The sequence below is a fragment of the Paenibacillus sp. JCM 9796 genome, from assembly GCF_055379675.1.
The window spans coordinates 439,721-460,322 of record NZ_AP043723.1 but is presented as its reverse complement, the minus strand read 5'-3'; the positions used below and the strand labels follow the sequence as shown (position 1 = coordinate 460,322).

At 53.9% G+C, this 20,602-nt stretch carries 23 protein-coding genes; 22 read left to right on the top strand and 1 reads right to left on the bottom strand.

Going from position 1 to position 20,602, the window contains the following annotated elements; genetic code table 11:
- Positions 1–6: 6 nt before the first annotated feature.
- The 21 genes from spoIIIAE (at position 7) to spo0A (ending at position 19,456) form a co-directional block, all read left to right on the top strand.
- Entirely contained in the window at positions 7–1,212 is a 1,206-nt protein-coding gene (gene spoIIIAE, locus ACZ439_RS02330) for a stage III sporulation protein AE (RefSeq protein WP_127605715.1), read from the top strand.
- A 29-nt stretch (positions 1,213–1,241) separates the two neighbouring features.
- A complete protein-coding gene (spoIIIAF, locus tag ACZ439_RS02325) occupies positions 1,242–1,985 on the top strand; it encodes a stage III sporulation protein AF (protein ID WP_054795203.1) in 744 nt (247 codons plus the stop codon).
- A gap of 4 nt (positions 1,986–1,989) precedes the next feature.
- Positions 1,990–2,622: a stage III sporulation protein AG gene (gene spoIIIAG, locus ACZ439_RS02320; RefSeq protein WP_054795202.1), complete on the top strand. Its 633-nt coding sequence runs from the start codon at positions 1,990–1,992 to the stop codon at positions 2,620–2,622.
- Between the two features lie 48 nt (positions 2,623–2,670).
- Positions 2,671–3,426 (top strand): SpoIIIAH-like family protein, encoded by a 756-nt coding sequence (locus tag ACZ439_RS02315; RefSeq protein WP_141333987.1) that lies wholly within the window; start codon positions 2,671–2,673, stop codon positions 3,424–3,426.
- A gap of 383 nt (positions 3,427–3,809) precedes the next feature.
- Positions 3,810–4,295, top strand: coding sequence for an acetyl-CoA carboxylase biotin carboxyl carrier protein (gene accB / locus ACZ439_RS02310; protein ID WP_054799649.1), 486 nt, complete (start codon positions 3,810–3,812; stop codon positions 4,293–4,295).
- A gap of 17 nt (positions 4,296–4,312) precedes the next feature.
- Entirely contained in the window at positions 4,313–5,671 is a 1,359-nt protein-coding gene (gene accC / locus ACZ439_RS02305; protein ID WP_141333986.1) for an acetyl-CoA carboxylase biotin carboxylase subunit, read from the top strand.
- 183 nt (positions 5,672–5,854) lie between these two features.
- Entirely contained in the window at positions 5,855–6,268 is a 414-nt protein-coding gene (locus tag ACZ439_RS02300; protein WP_127605501.1) for an Asp23/Gls24 family envelope stress response protein, read from the top strand.
- A gap of 77 nt (positions 6,269–6,345) precedes the next feature.
- The gene (amaP, locus tag ACZ439_RS02295; RefSeq protein ID WP_054795199.1) at positions 6,346–6,906 is read left to right on the top strand and encodes an alkaline shock response membrane anchor protein AmaP; all 561 of its coding nucleotides are present in this window, start codon (positions 6,346–6,348) and stop codon (positions 6,904–6,906) included.
- 15 nt (positions 6,907–6,921) lie between these two features.
- Positions 6,922–7,161, top strand: a complete 240-nt coding sequence (locus tag ACZ439_RS02290; protein ID WP_054795198.1) for a DUF2273 domain-containing protein — start codon at positions 6,922–6,924, stop codon at positions 7,159–7,161.
- Between the two features lie 84 nt (positions 7,162–7,245).
- Positions 7,246–7,710, top strand: coding sequence for a transcription antitermination factor NusB (gene nusB, locus ACZ439_RS02285; RefSeq protein ID WP_054795197.1), 465 nt, complete (start codon positions 7,246–7,248; stop codon positions 7,708–7,710).
- A 75-nt stretch (positions 7,711–7,785) separates the two neighbouring features.
- Positions 7,786–8,652: a bifunctional methylenetetrahydrofolate dehydrogenase/methenyltetrahydrofolate cyclohydrolase FolD gene (gene folD, locus ACZ439_RS02280; protein WP_054795196.1), complete on the top strand. Its 867-nt coding sequence runs from the start codon at positions 7,786–7,788 to the stop codon at positions 8,650–8,652.
- Positions 8,653–8,654: 2 nt separating this feature from the next.
- Positions 8,655–10,034 carry an exodeoxyribonuclease VII large subunit gene (xseA, locus tag ACZ439_RS02275; protein WP_141333985.1) on the top strand — a complete coding sequence of 460 codons (1,380 nt, stop codon included), beginning with the start codon at positions 8,655–8,657 and terminating at the stop codon, positions 10,032–10,034.
- Positions 10,006–10,266, top strand: coding sequence for an exodeoxyribonuclease VII small subunit (gene xseB, locus ACZ439_RS02270; protein ID WP_054795195.1), 261 nt, complete (start codon positions 10,006–10,008; stop codon positions 10,264–10,266). The genes xseA and xseB overlap by 29 nt, the downstream gene beginning before the upstream one ends.
- Positions 10,263–11,168 carry a polyprenyl synthetase family protein gene (locus ACZ439_RS02265; RefSeq protein ID WP_054795194.1) on the top strand — a complete coding sequence of 302 codons (906 nt, stop codon included), beginning with the start codon at positions 10,263–10,265 and terminating at the stop codon, positions 11,166–11,168. Before xseB ends, ACZ439_RS02265 begins: the two co-directional genes overlap by 4 nt.
- Before the next feature lie 96 nt (positions 11,169–11,264).
- Positions 11,265–13,151 (top strand): 1-deoxy-D-xylulose-5-phosphate synthase, encoded by a 1,887-nt coding sequence (gene dxs, locus ACZ439_RS02260; RefSeq protein WP_127605493.1) that lies wholly within the window; start codon positions 11,265–11,267, stop codon positions 13,149–13,151.
- Between the two features lie 21 nt (positions 13,152–13,172).
- Positions 13,173–14,015, top strand: a complete 843-nt coding sequence (locus ACZ439_RS02255; RefSeq protein WP_127605491.1) for a TlyA family RNA methyltransferase — start codon at positions 13,173–13,175, stop codon at positions 14,013–14,015.
- Between the two features lie 138 nt (positions 14,016–14,153).
- A complete protein-coding gene (locus ACZ439_RS02250) occupies positions 14,154–14,630 on the top strand; it encodes a hypothetical protein (protein ID WP_054795193.1) in 477 nt (158 codons plus the stop codon).
- Between the two features lie 40 nt (positions 14,631–14,670).
- Positions 14,671–15,120 carry a transcriptional regulator AhrC/ArgR gene (gene ahrC / locus ACZ439_RS02245; protein WP_054795192.1) on the top strand — a complete coding sequence of 150 codons (450 nt, stop codon included), beginning with the start codon at positions 14,671–14,673 and terminating at the stop codon, positions 15,118–15,120.
- 22 nt (positions 15,121–15,142) lie between these two features.
- Entirely contained in the window at positions 15,143–16,843 is a 1,701-nt protein-coding gene (gene recN / locus ACZ439_RS02240) for a DNA repair protein RecN (protein WP_464620575.1), read from the top strand.
- A gap of 187 nt (positions 16,844–17,030) precedes the next feature.
- Positions 17,031–18,389, top strand: a complete 1,359-nt coding sequence (gene spoIVB, locus ACZ439_RS02235; RefSeq protein ID WP_155614863.1) for a SpoIVB peptidase — start codon at positions 17,031–17,033, stop codon at positions 18,387–18,389.
- A gap of 263 nt (positions 18,390–18,652) precedes the next feature.
- The gene (gene spo0A, locus ACZ439_RS02230) at positions 18,653–19,456 is read left to right on the top strand and encodes a sporulation transcription factor Spo0A (RefSeq protein ID WP_054795190.1); all 804 of its coding nucleotides are present in this window, start codon (positions 18,653–18,655) and stop codon (positions 19,454–19,456) included.
- 191 nt (positions 19,457–19,647) lie between these two features.
- Here the strand turns inward: spo0A and ACZ439_RS02225 are convergent, their stop codons facing one another.
- Positions 19,648–19,863 carry a hypothetical protein gene (locus ACZ439_RS02225; protein WP_054795189.1) on the bottom strand — a complete coding sequence of 72 codons (216 nt, stop codon included), beginning with the start codon at positions 19,861–19,863 and terminating at the stop codon, positions 19,648–19,650.
- Between the two features lie 229 nt (positions 19,864–20,092).
- Between ACZ439_RS02225 and ACZ439_RS02220 the strand changes: the two genes are divergently transcribed.
- The gene (locus tag ACZ439_RS02220) at positions 20,093–20,308 is read left to right on the top strand and encodes a cold-inducible protein YdjO-related protein (protein WP_230876144.1); all 216 of its coding nucleotides are present in this window, start codon (positions 20,093–20,095) and stop codon (positions 20,306–20,308) included.
- Positions 20,309–20,602: the final 294 nt, after the last annotated feature.

The following is a 20,602-nucleotide window of genomic DNA, read 5'->3' as shown; positions in this document are numbered from 1 at the left end:
GCCGAGATGAAGCGATGGCTCGTTGTCGTCGCGGTGCTGACGGTGCTCCTGTTGTCGGGAGGCGTCGGGTACGGCTGCTCGGACCTGACCGGCTGCGGAGCGCAGGTACAGGCCGCCACGCCCGCCGATGAGCTGGTGCGCCAGCAGGCGGAACGGCTGCCGCTCGATCAAGTGGAACAGTTTTGGAGCGGCTTGATGAAGCAGTACGGCGGTTATTTTCCCGACAGCAAAGCCCCGACGTTCATGGAGCTGCTGCTCGGCGCCAAAAACTTCAGTATAGACAGCGTGTTCTCCGCCCTGTTTCGCTACTTTTTTCATGAATTGCTGTATAACGGCAAGTTGCTCGTCTCCATCGTCATTCTCACGATTTTCAGCATGCTGCTCGAGACGCTGCAAAGCTCGTTTGAGCGGAACGCGGTCAGTAAAATCGCTTACGCGATTTCGTTTCTCGTCCTGATGATTATGGCGGTGAACAGCTTTAACGTAGCGATCGGTTACGCCAAATCGGCCATATCCGACATGATACACTTCATGATCGCCGTCGTGCCGCTGCTGTTGACCCTGCTGGCGTCGATGGGCAACGCGGTATCCGTAACGGTGCTTCACCCGCTGATCGTGTTTATGGTGCACGCGGTCGGCACGGCCATCTACTTTCTGGTGTTTCCGCTGCTGTTCTTCTCCGCTGTGCTGCACATCGTAAGCTCGTTGTCTGACAAATACAAGGTCACACAGCTGGCGAACTTGCTGCGAACGGTCAGCCTGGGCTGCTTAGGTTTATTCATCACCGTATTTCTGGGTGTCATTTCGGTACAGGGCGCAACCGGAGCCGTGGCGGACGGCGTGACGATCCGTACGGCCAAGTATATCGCAGGCAACTTCGTACCGGTTGTCGGCCGTCTGTTCTCCGACGCTTCGGAGACGGTCATCGGCGCTTCGCTGCTGGTGAAGAACGCCGTCGGTTTGGCCGGCGTCGTCGTCATCTTGGTGCTGTGCGCTTTCCCGGCGCTGAAAATAATGGCGTTAGCCTTCATATATAACATCTCGGCCGCCGTCATGCAGCCGCTCGGCGATAACCCGATGATTACCTGCCTGGAGACCATTGGCAAAAGCATGATGTATGTATTCGCCGCTTTAGCCGTCGTCGGACTGATGTTTTTTCTCGCGATATCGATCATCATCGGCGCCGGCAACGTCTCGGTCATGATGCGCTGATCCGGAGCCCAGCGAAGGAGGGAGAACGCTTGGACTTTTTGAGCGGTTGGCTGAAGTCGGTCGTGCTGGTCATCCTGATCGCCACCTTCGTCGACTTGCTGCTGCCGAATCAATCGATGCAGCGCTATGTGAAGACCGTGATCAGCATGTTCCTGCTCTTGACGCTGCTCCAGCCCCTGCTAAGCCTGCTTCGCTCCGATGCGGCGCTGGACGAACGGCTGGCGGCAGCGCTGTCGCCCGACCTGGCGGCGGTGTCAGGCGGCGAGATGGACTCGCTCACGGCCATCCGGCAGCGCGCCAATGCCCTGCAAGCGAGACAGTTCGAGCAAACGTCGGCGCTCGTTGAGAACCAAGTGGAAGAATTGATGAAACGCAAGATTGAACAATCGGCCGATGTGGACGTACGGAACGTTCAAGTCGTGACGGCGCCCGACGAGACCGGACAGCCGGTGATCCGGATGGTCACGCTGCAGGTGGCGGAGGGGCGTCCGGCCGAACTCCCGAATCAGGCACGGGCGAAGCCGGTCGCTGCGATGGAAACGGTCAAGCCGATCGAACCGGTGGTCCCTGTGGCCGACATTCGAATCTCGGACGGACCGGCTGCATCCGCAGCAAGATCAGTGCCGCAGTCCGCCTCGTTCGGACCCGATAAAGAGCCGCTATCCCCGGCATTGCTGCAAACGAAGACGCAAATTATCCGGATGCTGGAGCAAGATTGGCAGCTGACGCAGGAACAGATCGAACTAACGCTGGAACCGGCCCCGGGGAGGTGAAACGGTGGGAGAAGACAAGAAAGGTTGGTTGTCCTGGTTCAAGGGAGGCCCCGGCGGTCCGAAGCGGATGCAGACGTTTCGCCTGCTGCTGCTGCTTGGGCTCGTCGGAGCGGCGCTGATGATCATGAATTCGTTCATCACGGTGAAGGATGTCGATCCGATCAACGAAGGGCGCGGGTCACCGCCGGATCAGGCCGAAGCCGCGTTCGGCTCCGGAAGCAAGGAGCAAACGGGCTTTCGCGAATATGAAGAAGCGTATCAATCGCAGCTGCGGGACATTTTGACCAAGATCGTGGGGGTCGGCGAGGTTGAGGTGCTGGTCACCATCGACTCGAGCGAAGAGATCCAGGTAGAGCGCAACACGAACGAAACGCAGCAGGTAACGAACGAGAAAGACCAGCATGGGGCAACCCGGCATATCACGAATGTGTCCCGGAACGGCGAAGTGGTGTTATACGAAGTATCCGGGGGCAAGCAGCCGCTGATCGTCAAGACGATTAAACCGAAAATCCGAGGCGTGCTCGTCGTTGCCAAGGGGGCGGAAAATCTTACGGTCAAAAAGATGATCGTCGAAGCGGTGGAGCGTGGACTCGATGTTCCCGCGCACCGGATCTCAATCCTGCCGCGCAAGCAATAAATAAACGTCTTTCAAATACGAACGATGAACTCAAGGAGGAATGAACAAATGAATTCCAGAAGACAAACGATTTGGTTGGTATCGATGCTGAGCTTGATGGTCGTCCTCTCCGCCTACTATTTATTCACGGAAGACGTGAACGAGCTGGAAGTGGCGTCAACCGGGGTTAAAACGAACGAGATCGTCGTGAACACGGGTCAATTGGATGTGAAGCAGCCGGAAGCGGCCGATGCAAAAACGGACGCAGCTCCCGCCGCCGATACGAAAGCGGACGCCGCCAAAACGGATAACGCCAAAGCCGGCGATCCTAAAGAGAGCAGCACGAAAACCGATACGCCTTCCTCCGACACTGCGAAAACGGACGACAAAGCGGCGCAGCCCGTGTCGAATACGGGAACGGACGCTTCGAGCGAAGAAGCTAAAATCTTACAAAAAATGCAAGCGACTGCGACATCCGGCACCGATTTCTTCCTCAGCGCCCAAATGAAGCGCAATGAAGAGCTGACGAAGAAGGTGGAAAGCTTGATGACGATTATCACCGATCCGAAACAAACGGCGGAAGCCGCGGCCAAAGCTCAGGAAGAATACAACAAGATCCAGGATATGGAAGCGAAAGTAACCAGTCTGGAAGATATCCTCGGCGGCGACTTCCCGCAGGTCGTCGTCACGCAAGACGCGAACAAATGGAAAGTTACGGTGCAGTCGAATAAACTGGAACGCAGCCAAGCCGTCAGCATTGTCGATAAAGCCATGCAGGAGCTCGGCGTTCAGGCGGATCAAATTTCCGTCGTCATGAAGCCTTAAATCATCGGTGACAGAGTCCGCTCCCGCGGACTCTTATTTATTTGGAGTAACAGAATGAAGTACAAGTTAAGAGTGCGTGCGTATATCTAACTGATATGGTGCAGGGGGATGGCTAATCCTTTTGAAATGACACATCATGTATCTAATGTTTTTTGGATGGAAGACCATATTTAGTATAAATCATAAACAAATGGTAGATATTGCAAAGGGATCAGGAATTTCGACAGTTGAAAATATGAAGTAGAACCAAGTACTAATAAGTTCTTCCCTTCAAATTATATTGTGATATAATAACAACGTCGTTTGTTTCACATCGCCAGCGGCGAAGATTGCCTTCCATGGATCGCCTGCTGCGCGCCAGATGCCCAAAGGAGTGAATGCACTTGTTTAAGTTAAGCGAAATCAAAGAATTGATCAAGCTTGTGGATCAAAGCTCTTTGCAAGAACTGGAAATTGAAAGCGAAGGCTCGCGCCTTTTCATCCGTAAACCGAATAAAACCGAACAGGTTGTCGTGACCGCGGCTCCGGCCGCTCCTGTGTATGCGCAAGTGCCTGCCCCTCAAGCGGCGGTACAAGCCCCTGCAGCGGAAGCGCCAAGCGCGTCCAAACCGGCGGCAGCCGACTTAGGTCTACATACAATCGTGTCCCCGATGGTCGGCACGTTCTATGCCGCTCCATCGCCGGGCGCCGCTTCGTTCGTATCCAAGGGCAGTGCGGTGAAAGAGAAAACCGTCGTTTGCATCATCGAAGCGATGAAGCTGATGAATGAGATCGAAGCCGAAGTGAAGGGCGAGATCGTAGAAGTGCTCGTGGAGAACGGACAGCTTGTGGAGTACGGGCAGCCGTTGTTCCTGGTGAAACCGGAGTAAGTAGGAGGAGAGCCGCATTGAAGTTTCATAAAATTTTGATTGCCAACCGCGGTGAAATTGCGGTACGCATCATTCGCGCTTGCCGCGAGCTCGGCATTACGTCGGTTGCGGTCTACTCGGAAGCCGACCGCGACGCGCTGCACGTCCGCTTGGCGGACGAGGCCTATTGCATCGGACCCACGCTGTCCAAGGACAGCTATTTGAATTACACGAACATCATGAGCGTGGCGACGCTGACGGAAACCGACGCGATCCATCCGGGCTACGGATTTCTCGCGGAGAACGCCGATTTCGCAGAAATATGCGAAAGCTGCAATATAACGTTCATCGGTCCTTCCCCGGAAGCGATCAGCAAGATGGGCGACAAATCCGTCGCCAAGCAAACGATGAAAGAAGCCGGCGTACCGGTCATTCCGGGCTCCGACGGGTTGGTCGAGGATGTGGAAGAAGCAATTCGTCTCGGCCGGGAAATCGGATACCCGATCATCATTAAAGCGACCGCAGGCGGCGGGGGCAAGGGCATACGTTTAGCCGACAATGAAGAAATGCTCATTCAGCAAATTACGGCCGCCCAGCAGGAAGCGCAGAAGGCGTTCGGCAACGCCGGCGTTTATTTGGAGAAATATTTGACCGGCATGAAGCACGTCGAGATTCAAGTGCTTGCCGATAAACACGGCAACGTTGTCCACTTGGGCGAGCGCGACTGCTCGGTGCAGCGACGCCGCCAGAAGCTCGTCGAGGAAGCGCCATGCCCGATCCTGACGCCGGAAATTCGCGAGGCGATGGGTGAAGCGGCGGTGCGTGCGGCGAAAGCGGTTAACTATTCCGGCGCAGGAACGCTTGAGTTTTTGCTCGGCGCGGACGGCCAATTTTATTTCATGGAAATGAACACCCGGATTCAAGTGGAGCATCCCGTAACGGAGCTTATCACCGGAATCGATATTATAAAAGAAATGATCCGCGTCGCCGAAGGCGAGCCGCTTTCGTTTACGCAGGAAGACGTGAAGATCGACGGTTGGGCGATCGAATGCCGCATTAACGCGGAGGATTCGGAACGCAATTTCATGCCGTCGGCCGGGCAAATCAAGTTTTACTTGCCGCCGGGCGGCTTCGGCGTTCGAGTGGACAGCGCCGCTTATCCGGGCTACACGATTCCGCCGCACTACGATTCGATGATCGCGAAGCTCATCGTCTGGGGCAAAAATCGCGATGAGGCGATCCAGCGAATGAAGCGCGCGCTTGCCGAATTTGCCGTTGAGGGCGTACATACGACAATTCCATTCCACCTGAAGCTTCTGGAGCATAAGAAGTTTTTGGCGGGCGATTTTGACATTAAGTTCCTGGAAGAGCACGACGTGAACGACCCCAACTCGTAATATTGCCGGTTCATTGTCATATTTTTGTCCAAATGGTATAGTATACAATACAGACAAGGGTCGGGCTGGCATCAGAACCAGTCGCTAATTCGGGCAAAAGTGAAGGACTACCGACGATCGTATGTAAATTGTTGTGAATGAAGCCGTTTTTGCCTCAGCAAAAACTTGGAGGAGGACCTAACCATGAGTATAGTTGCTGCCGATTACGAAAAGACCGACATGGGTACGATTCAAATTGCTCCTGAAGTGATTGAGATCATTGCCGGCATGGCGACCATCGAGGTTCCCGGCGTTGCCGGTATGAGCGGCGGTTTCGCCGGCGGGATCGCGGAGCTGCTCGGTCGCAAAAATTTGTCCAAAGGCGTAAAGGTTGAAGTCGGACAGCGCGAAGCGGCGATCGATGTTTCCGTCGTTATCGAATTCGGCACCCGGATCCCGGAGGTGGCGAGCGGCGTGCAGCAGAACGTCAAACACGCGATCGAATCGATGACCGGCTTAAGTGTCGTTCAGGTGAACGTGCATATCCATGACGTTATTTTTAAAGGTGCGGAGAAGCCGCCGGAAGAGCCGGAAACGAACACGCAGCGCGTTAAATAAACGATCATAGTCAGGTTGAACCCCCTTACGTTCACGTCTGGGGGTTTCCTCCATACCTGCGAAAGGAGCCCGATCCCGTGGCCAAAGTACTCGACAAACTGCTGTTGTTTATTTTTAGTATCGTCGTACTCCTTGCATCATTCGTCCTGCTCATTGCGGCATTCGGGCTGATTCCTTTGAACGATGCGCAAAATTTTGTTCATGACGTATACAACGAGATTAACGTCGCCGTTCCTTTCATTATTGTCACGGCGGTCGTTCTGCTGCTCGCCGTTCGCTTTCTGTACTTGTCGGCGCGGCGCGGCAAATCGTCCGTGCCTTCGATCGATCAGCGGACGGAGTTCGGGGATATTCGCATCTCGCTCGATACGGTTGAGAATTTGTCCCTGAAGGCGGCTTCCCGCTCTCGCGGCGTTCGAGACCTGCGTGCCCGTGTCAAAGTGAACCAAGCGGGCCTTGAGATCGTCATTCGGGCGATTGTGGACGGAGAAACCCCGATTCCGGCGTTGACGGAAGAAATGCAGGCGAACGTGAAACGGCATATCGAAGACATCACCGGCATTCCCGTGGCGTTCGTGTCCGTGTTTATCGCGAACATTCAGCAATCGTCCCCCACGTTCAAAAGCCGGGTGGAGTAGAGGGGAGTGTCCCGCATGTGGGTGCAAATCTGGGAGCGGCTTCTCGAACAGCACAGAGGGAAGACCTTCGGCGTCATCGCCGGGGTGGTGCTGGGCATCATTTATTTGATCTTCGGCTTGTTTCATATGTTAATCTTTGTCTTGATCGTATATACTGGATATTACATAGGGAAAAAGTTGGACCGGAACGAGCCGGTGTTTCCCGCAGAAGACACTTGGCGTAGGCTAATGGACAAATGGAGACTGTTCCGCTAAAATCCTTGGGAGACGCCCAAGGATTTTTTGTCGGGCGAAGGATTGTAGCCGGGACAAGCGACCCAACAGGAGGATTTTCATTACATGAGACGAAGACTGGCAAGGGAACTTGCCCTACAAAGCTTATACCAGATGGCCATGAACGAAGTGAGCACAGGCGATGCCGTCGATCACGTCGTGGAGGAAGCGAGAGGCGAGGACGAAGGACAGCTGACGCGGGAGAAGGATCGAATCTCCGAGCAAGACGTCAAGGAGCTGGTCGAAGGGACGCTTAGTCACAAGTCGCAAATCGACCATCTGCTTGTGGACTATTTAAAAGGCTGGCAAATGGACAGGCTGTCGAAGGTGGACCGCGAAATTTTACGCTTGGCCACCTATGAGATGGTGTTCCGCGACGATGTGCCGCCGAAGGTTGTCGTGAACGAAGCGATCGAGATGTCCAAAAATTTCGGAACGGAAGAGTCGGGGAAGTTTGTCAACGGCGTGCTGGGCAAAATGATCAAAGATTTGGATACGCTTCGCGGTCAATCGTCATCGCCAGAAGCTTGATATGATTCGAGCCAACTCAGAGCGAAGCCTTCATCGTAAAGAAAGTTCGGAGAAGACGAAAGGGGAACGTAAGCGATGTCTGCACATGTGATTAACGGTAAGGAGCTCGTCGGCGCCTACCGAACCGAAATTAAAGATCAGGTCGACCGGTTGATCGCCCAAGGGGTGAAGCCCGGTCTTGCCGTCGTCATCGTCGGCGAAGACCCGGCTTCTCACGTCTATGTGCGCAACAAGAACCGCGCATGCGAAGAGGCGGGCATTCACTCTGAAGTGTACAAGCTGCCGGAAGCAACGTCAGAGAGCGAGCTGCTCGCACTGATCGCCAAGCTGAATGCGGATAAGGCGATTCACGGCATCCTGGTGCAATCGCCGCTGCCGAAGCAAATCAACGAAGAACGGGTAGTTGAGGCGATTGCCCCCGAGAAGGACGTCGACTGCTTCCATCCGGTCAACGTCGGCAACCTGATGATCGGTAAGCCGGGACCGGCGCCTTGTACGCCCGCAGGCGTGATCGAGATCTTGAAGAAGGTCGGCGTGGACATCGCCGGTAAGCATGCGGTCGTCATCGGCCGCAGCAACATTGTCGGCAAGCCGATGGGTATTCTGCTGCTTCGCGAGCATGCGACGGTTACCACCTGCCATTCCCGCACGAGCAACCTGGAAGAGATTACGAGCCAAGCGGATATTCTGATTGCCGCTATCGGCAAGCCGAAGGTGATCAAACGCCGGCATGTGAAGCCGGGCGCCGTGGTCATCGACGTAGGTGTGAACCGGCTCGATACGGGCAAGCTGTCCGGAGACGTCGACTTTGACGATGTGGTCGATACGGCAAGCGTGATTACGCCGGTGCCGGGCGTCGTCGGACCGATGACGATCACCATCCTTCTGCGCAATACGCTGGAAGCGGCGCAGCGGGCGGCCGGTTTGCGCGCAGCGCATTAGCCATGAGCGGACGAACGATTTACTCGATCAAGGAGCTTAACCGGGTTATTAAAAATAAATTGGAGGCCGACGACGCGCTGCAAAACGTATGGGTGCGCGGGGAAATCTCCAATTTTACGCATCATTCGAGCGGACACATGTACTTCACGCTGAAGGATGCGGACAGCCGCTTGAAGAGCATCATGTTCGCGTCGTATAACCAGCGTCTCGGGTTCATCCCCAAGGAAGGCACGAAGGTGCTCGCCTGCGGTAATATATCCGTATATGAACGGGACGGGGCTTATCAGTTCTACGTGACGCAGATGCAGCCCGACGGCATCGGCAGCCTGTATCTGGCCTACGAGCAGCTCAAGAAGAAGCTGGAAGCCGAAGGCTTGTTCGCACCGGAACGAAAAAAGCCGATCCCGGCTTTTCCGCGCGCGATCGGGGTCATCACGTCGCCGACCGGTGCTGCGGTGCGCGACATTATCATTACGCTGCAGCGGCGTTATCCGTCCGTGCCGGTGCTGCTCTATCCCGTGCTTGTGCAAGGGAAGCAGGCGGCTCCTTCGATCGTAAGGGCGGTCGAAGAGATGAACCGATTAAACGAAGTGGACGTATTGATCGTCGGACGCGGGGGCGGCTCCTTGGAAGAACTTTGGGCGTTCAACGAAGAAATCGTCGCGCGTGCGATATACGCTTCGGTCCTGCCGGTTATTTCGGCGGTCGGGCACGAGACGGATTTCACGATAGCCGACTTCGTCGCGGATCTGCGGGCGGCTACGCCGACGGCGGCAGCCGAGCTTGCGGTGCCGCATCATCTGGAGCTGGCGCAGCGGATCGCGCATCTGAAGCAGCGGCTGTACGGCGGCTTAACCTCGCGTCTGGAAGGCGGCCGCGAACGATTGAAGCGGCTGCAGCGCTCGCCGTATTTGACGAATCCGCGCCGACAGCTCATGCTGCAGCCGGCGGAGCGACTGGACCGGATGAAAGAGCAGCTCATCTACAAAATGCGCGGCCGGGTCAATAAATCGCAGGAGCGATTGATGCGGTCGGATCGGAAAATCGCGGCTTTTAATCCGAAGGAACAGGTTGTATACTCCCGTAAGCGGCTCGATGCAGCGGACCGGCTGCTCCGGCAATCGATGCAGGCCGCGCTCAAGACGAAGCAGCGGGAGCTGGTGTCGACGCTCCGTCAGCTCGATGCGCTTAGTCCGCTGAAAGTCATGCAGCGCGGTTACAGCCTCGTTTACGACGAGAAGGAGAAGCAGCTGATCAAGTCGGTGCAGCAGGTGCAGCTGGGAGATATTATTAAGCTGCGGCTGGCCGACGGCCGGATTGATTGTCACGTATGGTCCATGGAGGAGAAACGAGATGACGAATCAGGAACAAACAACGCCTAGCTTTGAACAGGCGATGGAGCAGCTGGAACGTATTGTCGCGAAGCTTGAAAGCGGCGACGTTCCGCTCGAGCAAGCGATCGAGCTGTTTCAGGAAGGGATGAAGCTGTCTCAGCTGTGCGGCCAGAAGCTGGAACAGGTGGAACGGAAGATCGAGGTGCTGCTCGAGCAGGAAGGCGGCTTGACGCGGAAGCCTTTCAATCCGGGCGAAGCCGATAAAGGAGAAAGCCGATGAGCGCCGTAAGCAGCATTCGCGATTATATCCAAACACAGGCCCTGCGGGTCGAGCATGAATTGGAGCGCTCCATTCCGCAGGAGTGGAGCATTCCGGCCGCACTGCGAGAATCGATGATGTATTCGCTGATGGCCGGCGGCAAACGGATTCGTCCGATTCTTGTGCTCGCCTCGGCCGAGGCGCTGGGCGGCCGGGCCGAGGACGCGATGCCGGTCGCGCTTGCGGTGGAGATGATCCACACGTATTCACTCATTCATGACGATTTGCCGGCAATGGACAACGACGATTTCCGTCGCGGCAAACCGACCAATCATAAAGTATACGGGGAAGCGATGGCCATTTTGGCCGGAGACGCGCTGCTCACGCACGCGTTCTATACGATCGTTCAAGCAGCCCGGAAGCAAGGCGTAAGCGGCGGCACGATCGCCGATATCGTCGAAGATCTGGCCAGGCTTTCCGGCGCGCCGGGCATGGTCGGCGGACAAGCGGCCGATATGCAGGGCGAACAAGGCGTAACCAAGCTCGAAGAGCTTGATTACATTCATCTGCACAAGACGAGCGATCTGATCGTATTCTCGCTGAAGGCGGGCGCCCGTATCGCGGGCGCTACGGCGGAGCAGCTGGCTGCGCTGGATCGGTTCGGCACATGCATCGGGCTTGCTTTTCAAATTCAGGACGATATTCTGGATCTTGTCGGCGACGAGCAGAAGCTCGGCAAACCGGTGCAAAGCGACGTGAAGCAGCAGAAGGTAACCTATCCGTACTTTATTGGGATCGAAGCTTCGCAAGCGAAGATCGAGCAGCTGACCCGTGAAGCGCGGGATGCGGTAACGGGGGCGGGGATTCCTTATCCGGAACGGCTTTTGCAGCTGGCCGATTATCTCATGAAGAGGGATCATTGAGTCCGGTTCGATTGAGTGGGCTAAAGCGGCTGTGCTATAATGACATCAACATAGAAACACACGACAAATCCACTAAGGAAAGCGGGGGGAACAAGCATGCTGCTCGAACAAATTCAACAGCCAGACGACTTAAAGCGCCTCGCTTTCGAACAACTTGAGCCGTTGGCGGCTGAAATCAGACAGTTTCTTGTCGAGAAGCTTTCGGTTACCGGCGGTCACCTCGCGCCGAATCTTGGGGTTGTCGAGTTAACGTTAGCGCTGCATTACTTGTTTGACAGTCCGAGAGACAAATTTATTTTTGATGTCGGGCATCAGTCTTACGTTCATAAAATTTTAACCGGCCGGATGAATCAATTCGACACTTTGCGTAAATATAAAGGGCTTTGCGGATTTGTGAAACGGTCCGAGAGTGAACATGACGTCTGGGAAGCCGGACACAGCAGCACGTCGTTATCCGCGGCGATGGGTATGGCGGTATCGCGCGACCTGCAAGGGAAATCAAACCGCGTCATCGCTATGATCGGCGACGGCGCCTTAACGGGCGGCATGGCGCTCGAAGCGCTCAATCATATCGGACACGAGCGCCGTAAGCTGATGGTCGTGCTTAACGATAACGAAATGTCGATCGCTCCGAACGTTGGCGCGCTCAGCAACTATTTGGCGCGCATCCGCTCCGACCGTCATTATGTAAAGGCCAAGGAAGAGGTCGAGCAATTGCTCAAGAAAATTCCGGCCATCGGCGGGACGCTTGCCAAGACGGTCGAGCGGTTGAAAGACTCCTTCAAATATTTGGTCGTACCGGGGGTATGGTTCGAAGAGCTCGGATTTACGTATTTCGGTCCGGTGGACGGCCACAATCTGTCTCTGCTGATGGAAACGCTGAAGCAAGCGGATAAGGTGAACGGTCCGGTCGTCGTCCATGTCATCACGCTGAAAGGCAAGGGCTACTCGCCCGCGGAAGCCGATTCGCACAAGTGGCATGGCATCAGTCCTTACAAGATCGAATCCGGTCAGGTCTTGAAGCCGGTCGGTCCGCCGATGTATACGGAAGTGTTCGGCAGTACGCTGATCGAGCTCGCCGCGCAGGATAAGCGCGTCGTAGCCATTACCCCGGCGATGCCGGGCGGCTCCGGGCTGCTCGGGTTTGCCAAGGCCTACCCGGAACGGATGTTCGACGTAGGGATTGCCGAGCAGCACGCGGCGACCTTCTCCGCCGGTTTGGCGTCCGAAGGCTTGAAGCCGGTGTTTGCCGTATACTCCACGTTCCTGCAGCGGGCCTATGACCAGGTTGTACACGATATATGCCGCGCCAACCTGAACGTAACTTTCGCCATAGATCGCGCCGGCTTCGTCGGACCCGACGGCGAAACGCATCAAGGGGTGTATGATATTGCTTACTTGCGCAGCATCCCGAATATGGTCGTGATGATGCCGAAGGATGAGAACGAGCTCCGTCATATGATGAAGACGGCGCTCGATTATGAAGACGGCCCGATCGCATACCGGTATCCGCGCATTAACGGACTGGGCGTACCGCTCGACGAGCAGTTGACGGCGATTCCAATCGGTACATGGGAAACGCTCCGTCATGGGCAGGATGCGGCGATTTTAGCCGTCGGCCCCATGATTCCGATCGCCCTCGAAGCGGCGGAGACGCTGGCGAAGGAAGGCGTACAGGTGCGTGTCGTCAACGCGCGGTTTATCAAGCCGATGGACGAAGCGATGCTGAACCAGCTGGCCAAGGAAGATATCCCGGTCCTTACGCTCGAGGAAGGTGCCGTGATGGGCGGCTTCGGCAGCGGGGTTCTTGAGTATTATTCGCTCCATAACCATTACGGTATGAGGGTGAAGACGATCGGCGTTCCCGATTACTTCGTGGAGCACGGTTCGGTCGGACAACAGCGGGAGGAAGTCGGTTTGACCGCCGAACGTCTCGTGTCCGAATTGACGGCGCTCGTGCCCCGCAAACGACAAAGGGCGTAACGTTCAGAGTAGGAGAGGTTCATGGCATCGGATAAAACGGAAAAGGAACGGCTGGACGTTCTTCTTGTCGAACGCGGACTGTTCGAAACGCGCGAGAAGGCGAAATCCGCCATTATGGCGGGGCTCGTCTCCGTAGCGGGCGAACCGGTCGACAAGGCGGGCACGAAAGTGCCCAAAGCCGCAGCGATTGTCGTCAAGGGCGCGCTGCACCCCTACGTCAGCCGTGGGGGATTGAAGCTGGAGAAGGCGCTCCGCAAGTTCGAGATCGACGTGAGCGGTGTGACGATGCTCGATATCGGGGCGTCGACCGGCGGCTTCACGGACTGCGCCTTGCAGCATGGCGCGGCCTACGTTTACGCCGTCGACGTCGGATACAATCAATTGGATTGGTCGCTGCGTAAGGATCCGCGGGTGTGCGTGATGGAACGCACAAATTTCCGTTTCATGCAGCCCGGGGATCTTCAAGGGCCTCAGCCGACTTTCGCGTCGATCGACGTGTCGTTCATCTCGCTGAAGCTTATATTGCCGGCCCTCCACGGCTTGTTAGCCGACGATGGGACGGTTGTGGCGCTCGTAAAGCCTCAGTTTGAGGCTGGCCGGGAGAAGGTGCCGAAGACGGGCGTCGTCCGCGAGCCGGCCGTACACCGGGAAGTGCTGGAGACGGTGCTGCGCTTCGCCCAGCAGAACGGTTTCGCCCTGCGCGGGTTAACGTTCTCTCCGATCAAGGGCGGCGAAGGGAACATCGAATTTTTAGCTTATTTACAAAAATCCATACAAGGCGTCATCCCGGAGCCGGAGCTGGATGCTCTCATTCGGGCTGTCGTGCAGGAGTCGCAAAGCATGCAGGACTCATCCCAGGGTTGAAGCGGTAATTTCGCTTGGCCTGCGCGTTATTGGAGGACGGACGGCAACGTCTGTCCGACGTAACCGGGATGAGTTTTTTTGCCAATTATAGAGGAGATTGGCGCATTTTCCTCGAATAGTACTACCCGAGGTGATGCCATGCAAAGCGGAGACGGTTTCATTGTGATTCTCCTCATCGTCGTGCTCATTTTCTGGCTGTATAAGTACCTTCGGGGAAAAATGCGCGAAACGGTGGAGCAAGTGCCGCCCTTGGAGTGGTTAACGGAAGAAGCCGTTCCCGAGGATGAAGCGACACTATTACTCGGGGAATACGGATACCGGGTGTTGAGCGGCAAACGGCGCGTGCCCGTATATATTTTGGTGAACGATTCGGAGTCGCTGCAAAGCCGGTTGTTTATCGATTATATGGCGGAGCGGGACGGGGAATATTACGCCGTTAAGCTGGCCAAGGATCGTAAGCCGCTTGAGAAAACAGGCAGCGCGGTCCGCGACCGGTTGTTCGTCTACCAACTGTTGGATGCGCAAACCGCCGGCGTCCTTTACGTGCATCTGCAGGACAAGCTTATCGATTGTTACCGGTTCAGCTTAACCGAACCGGATGAAGAGGAACTTTAATGTTCACATATAGCCGATCACATACCTCAGGGAGGAACCTATGAAGGGTCAACGACATGTGAAAATTCGCGAAATTATTACGAACAACGAAATCGAAACGCAGGATGAACTGGTGGAGCAGCTGCGCAACGGCGGTTTTCACGTCACCCAGGCGACCATTTCGCGGGATATCAAAGAAATGCATCTGATCAAAGTACCGCTCGACGACGGACGATATAAATATTCGATGCCGGCGGATCAAAGATACAATCCGCTGCAGCGGCTCCGCCGCGCGCTGAACGACCACTTCGTCCATATCGATTACTCGGAGAATCTGGTCGTGCTGAAGAGCTTGCCCGGCACGGCGAATGCGATCGGCGCCCTGATCGACAGTCTGGAATGGAATGAGATTATGGGGACTATTTGCGGCGACGATACGATCTTGATCATTTGCCGGACGAAGGATCAGAGCGTCCATGTGGTCAATCAAATTCTCGGAATGCTAAGTTAATCGCAGGGGAAGAGGTGCGCTTATGCTGTTGGAATTGTCCATTCGTCATTTAGCCGTGATCGAGCATGTGGAGCTCCATTGCAAATCCGGCTTTCACGTTCTGACCGGGGAAACCGGAGCCGGCAAATCGATTATTATCGACGCCTTAAGCTTGATTGCGGGCGGCAGGAGCTCCTCCGATTTGGTGAGGTACGGGAGCGATAAAGCTTCGATCGAAGCTTTGTTCCAAGTCGGGGCCGATCATCCGGTACGGGAAGCGTTATCCCGGTTAGGCATAGAAGGCGTTTCAGAAGAGCATCTTATTATACGCAGAGAAATTTCGGCACAGGGCAAAAGCACGAGCCGGGTGAACGGTCAGCTGGTGAATTTGGCGATGCTGAAAGAGATCGGGGAATGGCTCGTTAACATTCACGGACAGCATGAGCATCAGTCGCTCTTTAAGACGGAGGAGCACATCCGCCTGCTGGATATGTTCGGTGAAGCGGAGATCGGTCCGGTCAAACGGGAATACCGCAAGGCTTATGCCGCTTACCAATCGATCCGCAAGCAGGTGCGCGAGCTTCAGGAAACGAGCCAGCAGGCCCTTCAGATGGCCGACTTATACAAATTCCATGTGGAAGAAATCCGTTCGGCCAAGCTGAAGCCGGGCGAAGACGAGGCGCTGCAGGAAGAGAAGCGGAAGCTGTCCAACGCCGAGAAGCTGTATCAGAACGCGGCGGACGCCTACGAGCTTATATACGGCGGCAGCAAGGGGCTTGATGCGATCGGACGAGCCGTCCAGAAGCTGCAAGACATTGCGTCTTACGATACGGTCAGGCTGCAGCCGTTAGCAGAGCAAGTTCAATCGGCGTTCTATCAGCTGGAGGACGCCGCGTATCAAATTCGCGATTATCGCGACGAGATCGAATTCAACCCGGCGCGGCTCGATTTTATCGAACAAAGACTGGATACGATTTCCACACTTCGGAGAAAATATGGAGATAACGTAGCAGATATTCTGACCTATGCGGACAAAATCGAGGCGGAGCTCCACCTCATCGAACATAAGGACGAACGGCTGCAGGAGCTGCAGCGGGAGGAACGGCAGGCTGTCGAGCTGCTCGGGCGCTTAGCTTCCGACTTGACGCTGAAACGGATGGCTGTCGCGGAACGGCTGTCCGGGGAGATCGTGGTTGAGCTTCGCGAATTACATATGGAACGAACGCAATTTAAAGTGCACTTCGCGGCGGAAGGCGAGCGCAAGTTTACGCCCGAGGGTGCGGATCAAGTGGAGTTTCTTATTTCGGCAAACCCCGGAGAACCGCTCCGCTCGTTAAGCAAAATTGCCTCAGGCGGGGAAATTTCGCGCGTGATGCTGGCGCTGAAATCAATATTCGCCCGCGTTGACCGTATTCCCGTACTCGTGTTCGATGAGGTGGATACCGGGGTAAGCGGGCGCGCCGCGCAAGCGATCGCCGAACGCATGTCCAAGCTGTCGCGAAGCTGCCAGGTTTTCTCGATCACCCACCTGCCGCAGGTGGCCTGCATGGCCGACGTGCATTATCTTATCCGCAAGACGACCGATGAAGATCGGACGTACACGCGGATCGAGGATTTACACGGAAGCGACCGGGCGCATGAGCTTGCGCGGATGCTCGGCGGGGTTGAAGTAACGGACAAAACGATCGAGCATGCGCAGGAAATGTTAGCCTTAGCCAATGATAAAAAAGCAAAGATGCTCTGACGGGGTGGGAGCATTTTGGAGTTATAAAAGCGGGAGCGCGGGGTTACCTTAAAGGTACACAAACGGCGGTGCTGCCAAGTGATCTAAGTGCAAGTAAGGTCATGGATTGCAGGTGTGACGCCAGCTTTTTGAAGCCATCGTAGAGCTTGGTGCCGCTAAGCAAAGGAAGCAAGGGAGCGTGAGCGAATTGAGTTCCAACCAGAGAAAAAGATTGATTGGATTACTGCTCGTCCTCTTCGTTTGTTTGGGTAGCTTGACCACCCCATTCCGCAGCTTTGCCTCATTCCCCGAGGAACTTCGATTATTTTCTGGTCAAGAGGCTCATTTGAATTTGGTCATGCCGGTCAGCGCACAAGTAACGGTCAATCATCCCGAAATCATTAAAGTTAATGGTTCCACGGAGCATTCCTTCCGCGTTGATCTTCATCAGCCGATCTCCTTAGAGTCCTACCGGGCAGGAAAAGCGGAAATGAAACTGAAATTATTCGGTGCGATTCCGCTCAAAACCGTGAAAGTAAACGTTGTTCCGGATTTGAAAGTAATTCCCGGCGGCCAGACGATCGGCGTTAAGCTGAAATCGGCGGGTATCATGGTCGTAGGCCATCATCTCGTCTCGGTTGCCGAGGATAAAAGGTCGTCTCCCGGTGAGGAAGCGAAGGTACAGCTGGGCGATCTCATTGTCAAAATGAACGGTAAGCCGATCCAGGACGTAAGTAAAGTGGCTGAGCTTGTCAAAGCGGCCGGCGAAAGCAAGAAACCGATTGTGCTTACGATTGTGCGAAACAACGAAACCTTAGAGATCCCGATAACGCCTGCATACGATGCGGTCGATAAAGCTTATCGGCTCGGCCTCTATATTCGGGATTCGGCGGCAGGTGTGGGCACATTGACGTTCTATGCGCCGGATCAGGGCGTATACGGCGCCCTTGGACATGTAATTACCGATATGGATACACAAACGCCAATTGTAGTCGGCGGGGGCGATATCGTGCACTCCAACGTCACCTCCATCTCGAAAAGTCAGAATGGGGAACCGGGGGAGAAGCGGGCTCAGTTTTCGAAGGAAAGCAAGTCGATTGGCAACATTGAGAAAAATACGCAGTTCGGCATTTTCGGTAAAATGTTCAATGCCCCGGATCACAGTTTATATGATAAAGCAATGCCTGTCGCTTTTGCCGAAGAAGTGCGCGAAGGGCCAGCGCAAATTTATACGGTGGTGAACGGTCAGAAAGTCGAGAAATTCGATATCGAAGTCGTCCACGTCGCGAAACAGGAGTTCCCGGCAACGAAAGGGATGGTCATCAAGATTACCGACCCCCGGTTGTTGGATAAGACAGGCGGCATCGTGCAGGGCATGAGCGGCAGCCCGATCATTCAGAGCGGTAAAGTCGTCGGCGCCGTCACCCATGTCTTCGTGAACGATCCGACGAGCGGATACGGTTGTTTTATCGAATGGATGCTGCAGGATGCAGGCATCATGCTAAGAGCGCCCGGTACGATAACGGAATCGGAGTCGAAGCCCGAACAACAACTGAAGGCCAGTTAACGGTCTTCAGTTTTTTTGTCTTGATGTTGATTGAAACAAATTTCGCGTGCAACCCGTCTAACCTAGAGAAAATAGAGGGGATTCCCTCTGCTTTTGTCGATAATTGTATTTTAATGAATTAAATTTTTAATTATAATAGATATCAGAAAAAAAATCCAGAAAAATAATATTCGACAGAAGGAATTTTAGGCTATCTGTCGAAATAATATACTTAGGTAAATAATGCTAAAGTTAATTGCCGCAAATGAAGGAGGAGTATAACGTTGCAAACTATTGAAGTTCTTTTAGCAGATGATAACCGTGAATTTACGAACTTATTATCCGAATTTATTGACGAGCAAGAGGATATGCGCGTTTCCGGCGTTGCCTATAACGGGAATGATGTACTTCGTTTAATTGAGCAAAGCGGTCAGGTGCCCGATGTATTAATTCTGGATATTATTATGCCGCACCTGGACGGTTTGGGCGTTCTTGAGAAACTTCGCGAAATGGATTTGAACCCGCAGCCCAAGATCATCATGCTCACCGCATTCGGTCAAGAGAATATAACGCAGAAAGCGGTTCAATTGGGCGCTTCCTATTATATTTTGAAACCGTTCGATATGGAAATTCTTACGAATCGCATACGCCAGCTGGTGAATAGTTCACAGTCGATGCCGATGATGTCGTCGCCATCGCCGATGAAAGCGAATGTCGTCCAACTGCCAAAGGGCAAGAATCTGGACGCCAACATTACATCGATCATCCATGAGATCGGCGTTCCGGCGCATATTAAAGGCTATCAATATTTGCGTGAAGCGATTACGATGGTTTACAATAATATCGAGATTCTGGGCGCCATTACGAAAACGCTCTATCCGGCTATCGCCGAAAAATACAAAACGACGCCGAGCCGCGTCGAACGTGCCATCCGCCACGCGATTGAAGTCGCCTGGACGCGCGGCAACATCGACAGCATCAGCCACCTGTTCGGTTATACGATCAATATAAGTAAGTCCAAGCCGACAAACAGCGAATTCATCGCGATGGTGGCGGATAAGCTTCGGATCGAGCATAAGGTGTCGTGAAAGGATAATTAGTGGCGCAATGATGCGGGTTTCGGAGGATGGAAACTGTGTGCAGTCTGTTTATGAAAGCCGATAAACCGCTTTGGAACCGATAAACTTACCTCATCTACCCGATAAATCGAATTTGATTTATTGGGTTTTGTATTTTGTATAAAAAGAGAACCCCTCCATAAATGGAGGGGCAGCTTCAATTACGAGGATGTGCTCGGGTTATCGGAATCCGCATTTCGTGCTTGTGCTAATTGTAAGTGGGCTTGATCAAGCTGTTCTTGGGCAGCCTGAATGTCATGTCGTCGATCCGTGTTATTATCCTGGGCTTGATTCAATTCACTTAGTGCATGTTTCACGGCATTATGGGCTTGGATCTCGGCATCCTGATTTTGTTGGCCGGATTGTTGGTCAGCCATCGAATACACCTCCTAAATGAGTTTTGTGCTTTACAGCAAAGTTAATATGGTCTAATTATTGCTTAATCATTCAAGCCCCGTGATTATTGCTATATTACGATCTTTGAAGCTATTTTCGCAGGCTTGAAAGCCCTCATAAAAAATTTTAAATTTTGAGCGGATAAAGGCTGCATAATTTTCCTCAACCGTATTATAATAAATTGTCATGATAATGCAGGGGGGAAATCGATTGGAAACGCCGACGTTGGCAGAACAGAAACAGGAATTACGGATCTGGAAGTGCGAAGATACGAATTGCAATGCATGGGTACGCGAAGAATTTGTACACGAAGAATCGCCTGGCTGTCCTTTATGTAAAAGTCCGATGGTACAAAGTTATAAGCTTGTACCGCTTGCCGTTAAGAAAGTAAATAAAACCTTTTTTATGGGCAAAAGAAGATTATAACCGGAAGCCCGCCCTAACGGTGAGCTTTGATGCTACGATTACCTCCGAAATTGACTCGGGGGTTTTAGGCATATGACCTCAAAAAAATGAGTAAGGCAAAAAGCGTCGTTGAATCATTATTTCCAATTAGAAGATACAATATTCGTTCGAAGCGGTATCTAGGTGATGCCGTTTTTTTTGTTGCAGTCAAGCGGGTATCCAATAGAAGATCGTATTAAAAGACTGAAGGGAATAGTCGATGGGGAAGGGAAGGAGGGAAATATAACTATCTATTACATTTGGAGGGTGAACGTT

What these genes read in the sequence shown, in the direction of transcription:
- ACZ439_RS02225 (WP_054795189.1), bottom strand. Translation starts at nt 19,863, where the DNA reads ATGGCTGACCAACAATCCGGCCAACAAAATCAGGATGCCGAGATCCAA.
- folD (WP_054795196.1), top strand. Translation starts at nt 7,786, where the DNA reads ATGTCTGCACATGTGATTAACGGTAAGGAGCTCGTCGGCGCCTACCGA.
- ahrC (WP_054795192.1), top strand. Translation starts at nt 14,671, where the DNA reads ATGAAGGGTCAACGACATGTGAAAATTCGCGAAATTATTACGAACAAC.
- ACZ439_RS02315 (WP_141333987.1), top strand. Translation starts at nt 2,671, where the DNA reads ATGAATTCCAGAAGACAAACGATTTGGTTGGTATCGATGCTGAGCTTG.
- nusB (WP_054795197.1), top strand. Translation starts at nt 7,246, where the DNA reads ATGAGACGAAGACTGGCAAGGGAACTTGCCCTACAAAGCTTATACCAG.
- ACZ439_RS02300 (WP_127605501.1), top strand. Translation starts at nt 5,855, where the DNA reads ATGAGTATAGTTGCTGCCGATTACGAAAAGACCGACATGGGTACGATT.
- ACZ439_RS02255 (WP_127605491.1), top strand. Translation starts at nt 13,173, where the DNA reads ATGGCATCGGATAAAACGGAAAAGGAACGGCTGGACGTTCTTCTTGTC.
- recN (WP_464620575.1), top strand. Translation starts at nt 15,143, where the DNA reads ATGCTGTTGGAATTGTCCATTCGTCATTTAGCCGTGATCGAGCATGTG.
- ACZ439_RS02265 (WP_054795194.1), top strand. Translation starts at nt 10,263, where the DNA reads ATGAGCGCCGTAAGCAGCATTCGCGATTATATCCAAACACAGGCCCTG.
- ACZ439_RS02290 (WP_054795198.1), top strand. Translation starts at nt 6,922, where the DNA reads ATGTGGGTGCAAATCTGGGAGCGGCTTCTCGAACAGCACAGAGGGAAG.
- xseB (WP_054795195.1), top strand. Translation starts at nt 10,006, where the DNA reads ATGACGAATCAGGAACAAACAACGCCTAGCTTTGAACAGGCGATGGAG.
- spoIIIAE (WP_127605715.1), top strand. Translation starts at nt 7, where the DNA reads ATGAAGCGATGGCTCGTTGTCGTCGCGGTGCTGACGGTGCTCCTGTTG.
- dxs (WP_127605493.1), top strand. Translation starts at nt 11,265, where the DNA reads ATGCTGCTCGAACAAATTCAACAGCCAGACGACTTAAAGCGCCTCGCT.
- xseA (WP_141333985.1), top strand. Translation starts at nt 8,655, where the DNA reads ATGAGCGGACGAACGATTTACTCGATCAAGGAGCTTAACCGGGTTATT.
- ACZ439_RS02250 (WP_054795193.1), top strand. Translation starts at nt 14,154, where the DNA reads ATGCAAAGCGGAGACGGTTTCATTGTGATTCTCCTCATCGTCGTGCTC.